The organism is Pseudomonas sp. CC11G (assembly GCF_056174845.1).
On the sequence record NZ_JBWBZC010000018.1, the window covers coordinates 1 to 12,152 of the forward strand.

At 60.3% G+C, this 12,152-nt stretch carries 9 protein-coding genes, 1 other RNA gene and 2 pseudogenes; 9 read left to right on the forward strand and 3 right to left on the reverse strand.

What is annotated here, in order from left to right; all coding sequences use genetic code 11:
* The 3 genes and pseudogenes from AC0V2S_RS19430 to ligA form a co-directional block, all read left to right on the forward strand.
* Positions 1 to 1,046: pseudogene (locus tag AC0V2S_RS19430) on the forward strand (chromosome segregation protein SMC); the annotation flags it as partial.
* Positions 1,047 to 1,239: 193 nt separating this feature from the next.
* Positions 1,240 to 2,069: pseudogene (gene zipA, locus AC0V2S_RS19435) on the forward strand (cell division protein ZipA).
* A gap of 150 nt (positions 2,070 to 2,219) precedes the next feature.
* The gene (ligA, locus tag AC0V2S_RS19440) at positions 2,220 to 4,592 is read left to right on the forward strand and encodes an NAD-dependent DNA ligase LigA (protein ID WP_475511154.1); all 2,373 of its coding nucleotides are present in this window, start codon (positions 2,220 to 2,222) and stop codon (positions 4,590 to 4,592) included.
* Between the two features lie 106 nt (positions 4,593 to 4,698).
* Here ligA and AC0V2S_RS19445 read toward each other — a convergent pair whose 3' ends face one another.
* Complete coding sequence (locus tag AC0V2S_RS19445; protein WP_475511155.1) at positions 4,699 to 4,977, reverse strand: HU family DNA-binding protein; 279 nt, start codon at positions 4,975 to 4,977, stop codon at positions 4,699 to 4,701.
* Between the two features lie 508 nt (positions 4,978 to 5,485).
* Here AC0V2S_RS19445 and AC0V2S_RS19450 point away from each other — a divergent pair.
* From AC0V2S_RS19450 to AC0V2S_RS19470, 5 genes are all read left to right on the forward strand, one after another.
* A complete protein-coding gene (locus AC0V2S_RS19450) occupies positions 5,486 to 5,935 on the forward strand; it encodes a hypothetical protein (protein WP_475511156.1) in 450 nt (149 codons plus the stop codon).
* A 130-nt stretch (positions 5,936 to 6,065) separates the two neighbouring features.
* A complete protein-coding gene (locus tag AC0V2S_RS19455) occupies positions 6,066 to 6,926 on the forward strand; it encodes a methyl-accepting chemotaxis protein (protein WP_475511242.1) in 861 nt (286 codons plus the stop codon).
* Positions 6,927 to 6,986: 60 nt separating this feature from the next.
* The gene (locus AC0V2S_RS19460) at positions 6,987 to 8,411 is read left to right on the forward strand and encodes a PAN domain-containing protein (protein ID WP_475511157.1); all 1,425 of its coding nucleotides are present in this window, start codon (positions 6,987 to 6,989) and stop codon (positions 8,409 to 8,411) included.
* A gap of 123 nt (positions 8,412 to 8,534) precedes the next feature.
* Positions 8,535 to 8,631: signal recognition particle sRNA small type (gene ffs, locus AC0V2S_RS19465), an RNA gene on the forward strand.
* Positions 8,632 to 8,713: 82 nt separating this feature from the next.
* Positions 8,714 to 10,123: a DUF6538 domain-containing protein gene (locus AC0V2S_RS19470; RefSeq protein WP_475511158.1), complete on the forward strand. Its 1,410-nt coding sequence runs from the start codon at positions 8,714 to 8,716 to the stop codon at positions 10,121 to 10,123.
* Between the two features lie 25 nt (positions 10,124 to 10,148).
* Here the strand turns inward: AC0V2S_RS19470 and AC0V2S_RS19475 are convergent, their stop codons facing one another.
* Positions 10,149 to 10,712 (reverse strand): type II toxin-antitoxin system Phd/YefM family antitoxin, encoded by a 564-nt coding sequence (locus AC0V2S_RS19475; RefSeq protein WP_475511159.1) that lies wholly within the window; start codon positions 10,710 to 10,712, stop codon positions 10,149 to 10,151.
* 132 nt (positions 10,713 to 10,844) lie between these two features.
* On the opposite strand from AC0V2S_RS19475, the gene AC0V2S_RS19480 reads away from it, so the two are divergent.
* Positions 10,845 to 11,282: a hypothetical protein gene (locus AC0V2S_RS19480; RefSeq protein ID WP_475511160.1), complete on the forward strand. Its 438-nt coding sequence runs from the start codon at positions 10,845 to 10,847 to the stop codon at positions 11,280 to 11,282.
* 67 nt (positions 11,283 to 11,349) lie between these two features.
* Here the strand turns inward: AC0V2S_RS19480 and AC0V2S_RS19485 are convergent, their stop codons facing one another.
* On the reverse strand, positions 11,350 to 11,850 hold the full coding sequence (locus tag AC0V2S_RS19485; RefSeq protein ID WP_475511161.1) for a ribonuclease H family protein: 501 nt from the start codon (positions 11,848 to 11,850) through the stop codon (positions 11,350 to 11,352).
* Positions 11,851 to 12,152 lie beyond the last annotated feature (302 nt).

Here is a 12,152-nt window from a genome sequence, read left to right on the forward strand (position 1 = left end):
CCACGCGCCAAGCGTTGGAGCGTCTGGAGCTGCAAGCCGAACGCCTGCATGAAAAACGCGAACAGCTGAACCTCGGCCTCGACGAGAGCGCCGCGCCGCTGGAAGAGCTGCGCATGAAGCTCGAAGAGTTGCTGGATAAACGCATGGGCGTAGAGACGAACTCAAATTCGCCCGCCTGGCCTTGGAAGACGCCGACCGCCAACTGCGCGACGCGGAAAAGCGCCGTACCTCGGCCGAGCAGCAATCGCAGTTGCTGCGCACCCAACTCGAACAGCAACGGATGGAATGGCAGTCGCTCACCGTGCGGCGCAAAGCCATTCAAGACCAGTTGCTCGAAGACAACTACGACCTGCACGGCGTACTTGGGACATTGCCCAGCGAGGCGAACGAAAAGTCCTGGACGAAGAGCTGGAACGCCTCGCCGCGCGTATTCAACGCTTGGGCCCGATCAACCTCGCGGCCATCGACGAATACCAACAGCAGGGCGAGCGCAAACGCTATCTCGATGCGCAGAACGCCGACCTGGTGGAAGCGCTGGATACGCTTGAAAACGTGATCCGTAAAATCGACAAGGAAACCCGCAACCGCTTCAAAGAAACTTTCGACCAAATCAACTGCAGGCGCTGTTCCCGAAAGTATTTGGCGGCGGTAATGCCTACCTCGAATTAACCGGTGACGATTTGCTCGACACCGGCGTAACCATCATGGCGCGGCCGCCCGGCAAGAAAAACAGCACCATTCACCTGCTTTCCGGCGGTGAAAAAGCGCTGACCGCACTGGCCCTGGTATTCGCCATTTTCAAACTCAATCCCGCGCCGTTCTGCATGCTCGACGAAGTGGATGCGCCGCTGGACGACGCGAACGTCGGGCGTTACGCGCGGTTGGTTAAAGAGATGTCACAGACCGTACAGTTCATCTATATCACCCACAACAAGATCGCCATGGAAATGGCCGATCAGTTGATGGGCGTAACAATGCATGAACCTGGCTGCTCACGGCTTGTCGCAGTAGATGTCGAAGAAGCCTTGGCGTTGGTAGAGGCATAACTGCTTCGGCGGTGTAAAGTTGCCTTTCGTCGTGCTAGCTTATTGCCCACTTTTTCTAATTTGTGACAAATGCCAGTCAGAACATGGAGTTGATATTGAAGTCTTAAGTTGCTGACGGTGTTTTTGTTAAGTGTTGAGTCAGGGGGCGGATGCCCTTTCTTCATTATTATTTTTTCAGGGGCTACAGAACTACATGGAAATCGGTCTGCGTGAGTGGCTGATCGTCATCGGCATCGTTGTTATTGCTGGCATTCTTTCGATGGCTGGCGCCGTATGCGCGGTGGTAAAGGCAAGTTGAAGTTCAAACTGGATCGGAGTTTCTCCAACCTTCCCGATGACGACGGCGCCCCGGAATTGCTGGGCCCGCCGCGGGTGCTTGAGCGCCACAACGAACCCAAAATTGAAGAAGAAGATTTGCCGGCCATGAGCCCGCGCGAATTGAATCGTCGTCGTGGCAAAGTGGTTGAACCGAGCCAGGGCGACCTCAACCTGGGCATTGAAGAGCCGGTGCCAACCCTGCTCAACCCGGTTGACGACGAACCGAAAAAACGCAACCCCGCGGTGCCGCACGACAGCCGCGATTTGCCGCCGGTTGAAGAAGTGCTGGTGATCAACGTGGTAGCCAAAGAAGGCGAAGGCTTTAACGGTCCTGCGCTGCTGCAGAACATTCTGGAAAGCGGTCTGCGTTTTGGCGAGATGGATATTTTCCACCGCCACGAAAGCATGGCCGGTAATGGCGAAGTGTTGTTCTCGATGGCCAATGGGGTAAAACCCGGCACGTTCGACCTGGACGACATCGACCACTTCAGCACTCGCGCCGTGAGCTTCTTCCTCGGCTTGCCCGGCCCGCGTCACCCGAAACAAGCGTTCGATGTAATGGTGGCAGCTGCACGCAAGCTGGCTCATGAACTGAGCGGCGAATTGAAAGATGACCAGCGCAGCGTAATGACCGCGCAGACCATCGAGCACTACCGTCAGCGCATCGTTGAATTCGAGCGCAAGGCGCTGACCAACAAGCGCTAGGCCACGCGCTACATCGATCCCGTAGGAGCGAGCTTGCTCGCGAAGCTTTTAGAACCATTCGCCAGCACGCTGGCTCCTACGAAGAACGACGTGCAACAGTTTTAATCGAGCAGCTTCGGCTGCTCTTTTTCGTTTCGAGAGCTACGTTCCATGACCGACGCCCAAACCGCCGCCACCCGCATCGCCCAACTGCGCAGTGAGCTGGACGAGCACAACTACCGCTACCACGTGCTGGACGAGCCGAGCATTCCGGACGCGGAGTACGACCGCCTGTTCCACGAACTCAAAGCCCTGGAAACCGAGCACCCGGAACTGGTGTCGCCCGACTCGCCAACCCAGCGCGTCGGCAGCCTGGCGCTCTCTGCCTTCGGCGAGGTGAAGCACGAAGTGCCGATGCTCAGCTTGGGCAACGCCTTCGCCGAAGACGACCTGCGCGACTTCGACCGCCGCGTACGTGAAGGCCTGGCCGATGAGTTGCCGGCCGGCGATTTGTTCGGCGAAGGCGCCACGGTGGAATACAGCTGCGAACCCAAACTCGACGGGCTGGCCGTGAGCCTGCTCTACCGCGACGGTCAACTGGTGCGCGGCGCCACCCGTGGCGATGGCAGCACTGGCGAAGACATCAGCGTAAACGTGCGCACCGTGCGCAACATCCCGCTGAAGTTGCAGGGCTCCGGCTGGCCTGCCGTGCTGGAAGTGCGTGGCGAAGTATTTATGTCCCGCGCCGGCTTCGAACGCCTGAACGCCAGCCAGTTGGAGCAGGGCGGCAAAACATTCGCCAACCCGCGCAACGCTGCGGCCGGCAGCCTGCGCCAGCTCGACTCCAGCATCACCGCCAAACGCCCGCTGGAATTCTGCTGCTACGGCATCGGCCAGGTGCAGGGCGAACTGCCCGATACCCATATCGGCATCCTCAATGCCCTGAAAGCCTGGGGTATGCCCATCAGCCGCGAGCTGAAACTGGCCAAGGGCGCCGAAGAATGCCTGGACTACTACCGCGACATCGGCGAGCGCCGCGACGCGCTTCCCTATGAAATCGACGGCGTGGTGTTCAAGGTGAACAACCTCGCCTGGCAGCGCGAGCTGGGTTTTCGCGCCCGCGAGCCGCGTTGGGCCATCGCCCATAAATTCCCCGCCAGCGAAGAACTCACCGAGTTGCTCGCCGTGGAATTTCAAGTCGGCCGCACCGGCGCCGTAACGCCAGTAGCGCGTTTGCGCCCGGTAAAAGTGGCCGGCGTGATGGTCGCCAACGCGACGCTGCACAACATGGACGAAGTGGCGCGCCTGGGTGTGATGGTTGGCGACACCGTGATCATCCGCCGCGCCGGCGACGTGATTCCTCAAGTGGTGCAAGTGGTGCTCGACCGCCGCCCGGCCGACGCCACGCCGGTGCACGTACCGGAACAGTGCCCGGTGTGCGGCTCCCACGTGGAGCGCACGCAGCTGATCAAACGCAGCAAAGGCCGCGAAACCGTCAGCGAAGGTGCGGTTTACCGCTGCGTCGGCCGGCTGGCCTGTGGCGCGCAGCTCAAGCAGGCGATCATCCATTTCGTTTCGCGTCGTGCCATGGACATCGAAGGGCTCGGCGACAAGAGCGTCGAGCAACTGGTGGATGAGGGCCTGATTCACTCGCCGGCCGACCTGTACAAGCTGACCTTCGAACAGATCGTGGAGCTGGAAGGCTTTGCCGAGCTATCGAGCAAAAACCTGCTGGCCGCTATCGAAAACAGCCGCAAGCCTGAACTCGCGCGCTTTATCTTTTCCCTCGGCATTCCCGACGTCGGCGAAGAAACCGCCAAGGTGCTGGCGCGCTCGCTGGCCTCGCTACAGCGCATCAAGCAGGCGCTGCCGGAAGTGCTCACTTACCTGCCGGACGTGGGCCTGGAAGTGGCCTACGAAATTCATGAGTTCTTCAGCGACAGCCACAACCAGAGCGTGATCGAGCAACTCGAACAGGTGCTGGATATTCAAGGCCAGGGCGAGCTGGGTGCCGAGTACGCTGCCAGCACCACGTTGGCCGGACTGATCGACAAGCTGCATATCTCCTCGGTCGGCCCTACCGGGGCGAAAACCCTGGCGGCCAAGTTCGACGAGTCGCTGGAAAAAGTGCTGGCCGCCGACTGGCTCGACCTTCGGCAAACCCTGAGCGAAAAACCCGCCAACGCCGTGCGCGAGTTTTTCGCAGTGCCGGAGAACCGCGAACGCGCGCTGAAAATCGAAGCACAACTGCGCGACTTCGGCATGCACTGGGAAAGCGAAAAACGCGTAGTGGAAGGCTTGCCGCTAGCAGGCCAGACGTGGGTTCTGACCGGTAGCCTGGAAATCATGAGCCGCGATATCGCCAAGGAAAAACTCGAAGGCCTGGGCGCGAAAGTGGCGGGCTCGGTATCGGCGAAAACCACCTGCGTGGTGGCGGGGCCGGGGGCGGGGTCGAAGTTGGCCAAGGCCAATGAGTTGGGGTTGGAAGTGCTCGACGAGGCCCAGTTTTTGGAGCGTTTGAAGGCACTCGGCATATCGGTGTAACCGTAGGATGGGTGGGGCCGCCTAGGCGAGCGCAGCGAAACCCATCGATTCGCGTAACGATGGGTTTCGCCTTCGGCTCTACCCATCCTACGAGTCGTGCTTTTGCTTAATTAATCGCGTCGGTCAACGCCTTGGCCGGCACGTACTTCACCACTTTCTTCGCCGCAATCTCGATCGCCTTGCCGGTCTGTGGGTTACGGCCGGTGCGGGCCGGGCGGTCGGCCACTTTCAGCTTGCCAATGCCCGGCAAGGTGATTTCGTCGTAGTTCTCCAGCGCGTCGCTGACGATTTCGCTCAGCTGCTCCAGTACCGCACGCACGGTCGCTTTCGAGGCGTCGGTGGCTTCGGCGATATCGCTGATCAATTGGTCTTTGCTCATGGGCATGCTGGTAATTCCTTAAAACAGATATGAAGAGGGTAGTGCGCGAAAGCCGGCACGCTAGCACAAAAGCGTGGCCTGATCAGGCGCGTGGCGGCTAGCGGGCCGATAAAACGGTTAAGAGCGTCTACGCTGCATCTAGTTGTCCTGCCGTTCTGGAGAGTCATCATGCTGCGACTGTTCGCCGACCTGGGTTTCCGCTGGAAAATCGCCTTGCCCATCCTGGTGCTGGCCGTTTTGTTAGTGCTGATGGGCGTGCTTGGGTGCGCGGTATCACCCAGGTAGCCGACTCCAGCAGCAAGCTCACCAACCGCTATCTGCCGGCCATCAGCCTGCTGCTGAACGCCGACCGCGACTTGTACCAGGCCTTTGTTGCCGAGCGCAGCATGCTGGACGAAGGGGCCGCATCGTTTCTGGATGGCCTGAAAAAAGACCACTCCGATAACCTGCAACAAGCCTACGACCGCGTGCACAAGTACGCTGCCATGGGCCCTAGCGACGAAGCCAAAGCCTGGTGGCGCAGTTCGACCAAGGCTTTGCGGTGTGGAAGGCCACCAGCCTCAAGGTTGTGCAACTGGCTACCAGCGAGCCGGATGCCGCCAGCGTGCTCAGCTTCGGCGACAGCGAAAAGCAGTTTCAAACCATGCGCGACGCCATCGACAAACTGGGCGAGCTGGAAGACAACGCCGCCAACGCCGAAGGCAAATCCGCAATCGCCCAAGGCGAACAGCTGACCTGGCAACAAGGTGGCATCGTCGCCTTCGGCCTGCTGGTGTGTCTGATTCTGGTCGTCGGCTTTCCGATTCTGGTTACCCGTCCGCTGGAAAATCTGCTGCACCGCATCGAACAAATCGCTGATGGCGACGGCGATCTTCGTGTGCGTCTGGACGTATGTCCCGCGATGAACTGGGCAAACTCAGCCTGGCGTTTAATCGCTTCCTCGACAACTGCAGCCGCTCATTAAAGAGGTCGGCCGGGTTACTGGCGAAGTGGCCGAGTCTGCACAAAGCCTGGCCGGCATGGCCGCTGCCAACGACCGGCTGATCAGCAGCGAACACGCCGCCGTCGACCAGGTAAGCACTGCCGCCACCGAAATGAGCGCCGCGGTTAACGAAGTCGCTCGCAACGCGCAAAACGCCGCCGACGCCGCCCGTTCCGCCGAAACCCAATCGCGCGAAGGCGCCCAGGTGGTTGGCGCCACCATCACCGCCATGCGCCAACTGGCCCATGAAGTGGAAAGCGCGTCAGGCACCATTCAGACCCTGGAACAGGAAACCGCCAATATCGGCGCCGTGCTCGCGGTGATCAAAGGCATCGCCGAGCAGACCAACTTGCTCGCCCTTAACGCCGCCATCGAAGCCGCGCGGGCAGGGGAGCAGGGTCGTGGGTTTGCGGTGGTCGCCGACGAAGTACGCGCCCTGGCCGCGCGCACCCAGGACTCCACCAAAGACATTCAAAACATGATCGAACGCCTGCAAGTCGGCGTGCAGAACGCCGTGAAAGCCATGGACTCGGGCAGCATCAAAGCCCGTGACAGCGTCGACCGCGCGGCCGGCGTGGACCAGATTCTGTCCGAATCCAGCGACTCGGTCGGCCGCATCAACGACATGGCCGCGCAGATCGCCACCGCGTGTGAAGAGCAAAGCAGCGTCACCGAAGAGATCGCCCGCAACATCAGCGACATTCGCGAACTCTCCAATGAAGCGGCGGCTACGTCGGAAAAAGTACCGAGGCCAGTCAGCGGCTTTCTGAGCTGTCGACCGGGTTGGCCAAGCTCGTGGGCAGCTTCCGCGTTTAACTCCAAAAGCTCGACGCTGAAGCCTCTCCTACAGGGGATCCCAATCCACTGTGGGAGAGGCGGGGCGCCATCCGATTCAGCCTCGATTGGCCAGACCGCAAACGGCGCTCCCATAGCCACACTCAATACATACCCACCAATTTCCATATTGATTTGATAGCCCCCCGGTCATCTGCCTTTTCTACCGTGCGAGCTCCTTCATCGCTACGGAACCGCCATGAAACCAATCTTCCTGAGCCTGTCGCTCGCCGCCTGTTTCCCCCTGTTTGCCCACGCCAGCGGGCTGGCCGATTTCACCCTCACGCCCAACGCCGCCATCTCCGGCAACAACCGGGAAAACCTCACCGCCGTCACTCCCGCGCAATGCGCCGAGGCCTGCCAAGGCAGTGACCGCTCCGGCTGGTGTGTGTCTTTTGACTACAACAAGACCACCAGCGCGTGCGACCTAAGCGACAAGCGCGCTGAAGACGTAGGCGGCCTGAAAACCGACTACAGCGGCAACCCCTACGACCACTACTCGCTCAAGCCCGACCCTCTCAAAGCCTTCGCCCGCGTGCCGAATGCTGCTATCTCCGGCTACAACGTCGAAAACCTGAAAACCGTCATCCCCAAAGACTGCGCCAGCGCCTGTACCGACGCCAGCCGCAGCAGCTGGTGCAAATCCTTCGACTACAACAAAACCACCAGCGCCTGCGACCTCAGCGACAAGCGCGCCAGCGACGTCGGCGGCCTGAAAACCAACTACAGCGGCAACCCGTACGACCACTACTTCATCGTGGCCGGGGAGGGCGTTGCCAGCCCGGTGCCCGGCAACAAACACGTGCTGTTTATCGGCATCGACGGCCTGCGCGGCGACGCCCTGTTCTGCGAAGGCTGCGCCGTAACCCCAGCGCTGAGCGCCCTGGCCAACGGCGGCGCCTTTCACCGCAACGTGCTGGCCGGTGGCCCGCAAGACACCGTGAGCGGCCCCGGCTGGGCCACAAACTTCACCGGCTTCTGGGCCGATGCCCACGGCGTGACCAGCAACACCGAGACGTTGCCTATGCTCAAACCGCACGTGTTCGACCTGCTCAAACAGAGCTACCCCACCGCCACCGTGGGCGTAGTCGGCGACTGGTTCAACATCACCCACAACCTCAAACCCGTGGGTGCCGACTTCGTGGTGGTCAACAGCGCCAAGAACTCGCAACAAGCCACCGACACCGTCAAAGGCTGGCTCGGCTGGAAAAACCCGCCGACCGCGATCTTCTACTACCTGCACAACGTCGACATCCACGCCGCCAGCTACGCGCCGTTGAACGCCAACTACCAAAGCAAAATCCGCGGCGAAGACGCGCAAATCCAGCAAGTGCTCGACACCCTGGCCGCGCGCCCCGGTTACGCCAACGAAGAATGGCTGATCGTGGTGGCCTCCGACCACGGCGGCCTGAACAGCGGCCACGGCGGGCAGAGTGCCGGGGAGCGCGACACCATCCTGATCCTCAACAACACCTACCAGAACCCCGGCAAAACCGCGTACTGCATCGGCGATATGAGCGCCACGCCGCTGCTGCAAATCGACGGCGCCACCCCGCATATCCTCGACTTCCTCGGCCTGCCGAATGCCACGGCCGGGCACAAGTATCCCGGCTGCGGGCAGTAAGCCGCGCAACGCAAGTGCTTGTAGCGGATGATTTTTTAAACCGCACGAGGCGGTTGTAAGTTATCGGCAAGCCGGTACAATGGCGCGGCCTTCAGCCTTGAAGGCACGCGTTATGGTGACCCCCATCGGTCCCCCCGCAACGATTACCCGTGAACCTGGTCAGATCCGGAAGGAAGCAGCCACAGCGGGAACATTGTGTGCCGGGGTGTGGCTGGTGGGGGTTGCCTCCAGTATTCTATCTGGTTGATTTATAAAGGTTTTTCGCTCCGAAACCACGCGGTGGTACAAGGAGTGATACAACCGTGTCGACCGTCCCAACCTATCTTCTGTTGTCCCGCCACTCGGTCTACTACTTCCGAATCGTGGTGCCGGATGTTCTTCGCCCATTGTTTCCCCGCAGGGAGATACGGCGCTCCCTCCAGACCCGTTGCAGACGCGAAGCCTTGATACGTGGGCGTGAGCTCTTGGTTCAGGTTCAGCGGCTGTTCACCGAGGCATTCCAGGGCATCAAGCCGGCTGTTGAACGGCTTTGTGGTGCCTGGGAATCGGGTGGCAAACGGGTCGCCAGCTGGGCGCTATGGCTGCGGCAACAGCAGTTGGAGTCGTTGTCTTCACACGTACTCCCAGCGCTGCCGGAAAGGCTCGCAGCGGCCCCTATTGCGCAGGTTCCGGTGAAGGTTGTGGCCTTGGCACAGGAAGCACCAAGCGCCTCTCTAACGCTCTTGCAGGTCGCTGAAGAACACCTCAAGAATCAGCAGCGCGAGGGCTTACCTATCAAGACCCTGGACGACAAGCGCGCTGTGGCGACTCTGTGCGCCCGCATCATTGGCGACCTGCCTGTCGACCAGGTAACCCGCAAGCACGCCCACCAATTCAAAGAAACAGCGCTGAAGCTGCCCCCGCGCATGCACCAGTTGCCCCCGCAGTCGCTGGAGAAAACCATCGCTGAGGCCAAGACGACCATCACCCTGACCACCTTCAACAACTACGTGAAGAACCTGACGTCGTTCTTCAACTATGCCGTGCGAGAGGGCTACTGCCCACGTAACCCGTTCCTTGGTCTGCGAGTTCGGCAGCGGCGGAAGGCCAGCGAGGAGCGCAGCGCGTTCTCGACCGAAGACCTCCAGAAGTTGTTCAGCAAGGTCACCTACGCGCCTGCGAAGTCGCCCCAGCCGCACAAGTACTGGTTGCCCCTGTTGGGCCTGTATACGGGCGCACGGCTCAACGAGCTATGCCAGCTCTACCTGGACGACGTGGTGACGGTGAACGGCATCCAGTGCATCCACTTCCGCGAAACCAGGCCGGACCAGAAGTTAAAGACGGTGTCGTCTGAACGGTTAGTGCCCATGCACTCCAAGCTGCGAGAACTGGGTTTTCCTGAGTTCATTAAGGCACAGCAGGAGCTTGGCCATCAGCGTGTGTTCCCGGAGCTGACCTGCCACAAGAAGCACGGCTACAGCGCCGCCCCGTCGAAGTGGTTCACGCGTGTGCGGGAGCTGCATGGCTTCCGGGATGACGGTGCGAAGAAAGACTTCCACAGCTTCCGCCATACGCTGGCCGACCACCTGAAGCAGAAGGGGGTCACGGAGGCGTTGGTTGGCGGTGTGCTAGGTCACCTGACTGGGGGGATTACCTTTGGCCGGTACGGCAAGGACTTCCGGCCGGAGGTGTTGGTCGACGTGATAGAGCAGGTCAGCCTGGAGTCATTGTAAGCGTGCCGCTCGTTAATCCAGAGCGTCAGTTGCGTGTGTCCTTGCCCTCGAATAGGTCGGCGTAATAGTCGTCCTTGTCGTGGCCTTCATAGTCGGCCAGGTTGAGCGGTAGGTTTGGCAACCCGCTGCCCTGGAAAGGCAACCTGGTAGAGGAGGCGTTCTTCTCTGCTAGGTCTGGAAGCAGCGTGAACTCGCGACCTTCAAACATCGCCTCGATTTCCGGGTTCATGTAGTGCATGCCGGAGTCTGGAACTGCGTACTTCGCCAACGACCCGAAACGGAGCCTGATTGGTTCAAGGCGAGCATGGGGACGCCCCTCCTTGGTGACGATAATCGACTCCCCTGGAGCAAGCCCATCTACGATGGCTTCCAGGTCGTTCTGCAACTCCAATATGTCGATTTCTTTGGTCGCCATCGAAGCGCCCTCCAGCAAACAGTCGTTTAAGCCTACCCCACCGATGGGGCTACTGCCATGCTGGTCGTTATAGAGCTTCACCAGGAGCTGCTGCCCCTGCTCCAGGACGACGATTTTGGAGCGTATGACCAGCTTGTAGAGGGCTGCCTCGGAAACGGTGTTTTGGCTTCGCACCCTCGCTTAACCTGACGCCAGAGGCCTGCGAGTGGATGGCCTTGACGGACGACCCGCTGCGTAGGATATGAAACCGTGTGCCCTATGCCTGCGCTTGAACTTGAGGCGTATTTGGCGACAAGTACTTAAATCATGGACGAGGTGTATGAAGTGACGCTGATAGGAGAAAAGCAGGTCAAGGTGCAGTTGCTCAAGGGGGCGAATGTAAGCGCCGCGTTGCTTTGCTACGGCCAGGAGGCGATGGACTGCGTGATTCACTTAACCTACGGCGACCGAGTCCTCACCGGCAGTGCCCGTGACTTCTTCGACGCCCTATGTGAAGTCCGCAAAGAACTGGAGAAGGATGACGTTTTCCTGAACTGTTATGGCGCCAGTCTCAACGTGTTTCCATCCGGTATGGGGCGCGACATGGGGCGAGGTCTGAAGCCGTACAGGATGACGATTGGTCAACCTGCTCAGAGGTCGGACCAGGTGGGGCTTTTTGAAACAGGGCCGGATGCACTGCCGACAACAGTGCAGGCCCAGCATGAGCACTTCCAGGCTTGGCTAAGCGCGCTCCAGCAGCCTTAGAAAACATCAGGGGGTCGTAGACGAGGGCTTCGGTCAAGGGACCCCGTTAGGGGCCCCAGGCATGCCGCTACGCGGTGACGACCGGGTCTGCATTGGTCAGCACACGGTGCGGCTTCTGAAACATCGCTGCGTTCTCCGCCAGGGTGTTGGCTTTCTCGTTGCCCGTGTGGCCGCTGTGGCCCTTCACCCAGTTGACCTTGACCTGATGGAAGGCCAACAGCCTGTCGACCTCCAACCATAGATCGAGATTGTCCAGAGGCTTGTTCGCTGCCTTCTTCCAGCCCCTGGCCTTCCAGCCTGCCATCCACTCGTTGATGCCCTTCACGACGTATTCACTGTCGGACGTCAGGTCGAACTGTGCCGGCTTGGAGACGGCCTTCAAAGCAATGATGGCGGCGGTAAGTTCTGCCCGTTGGTTGGTCTGGCGTTCGCCATCGAGGGGGCCGGCGATTTCCAACGTGTCCCCCTGTGGGTTGTGTAAGAGGGCTCCCCAGCCGCCACGGGCATTTGCTTTTCCGTTGTTGATGCAGGCGCCGTCGACATAGGCGGTGTAGGTGTTCGAGGTCATGTTGGTGTTCCTTGTAAGTTTGTGGGTGTGAGTAGTCCCGCAGCCTCGGGATCGAGAACGCGTGATAGGGGCGGTGGTTGGTTATGGAGCGGGTGAGACCTGGTTGGCGGACCAATTCCCGACATAGATATAGGTGGTCCGCTCTGGCGGAGGACCAAGTCATTGTGGCGGTGGAACTAGGTCAGGGCGGTCGTGGAAGACGGGCAGTCGCGCAGCGGCTGTCGGCTTTCCGAAGAGACCAAGCCCAGGAGCGGGGATTGAAGATGAGGGAGGGTGGACTATGAACCAGGTCATCTTGGTCT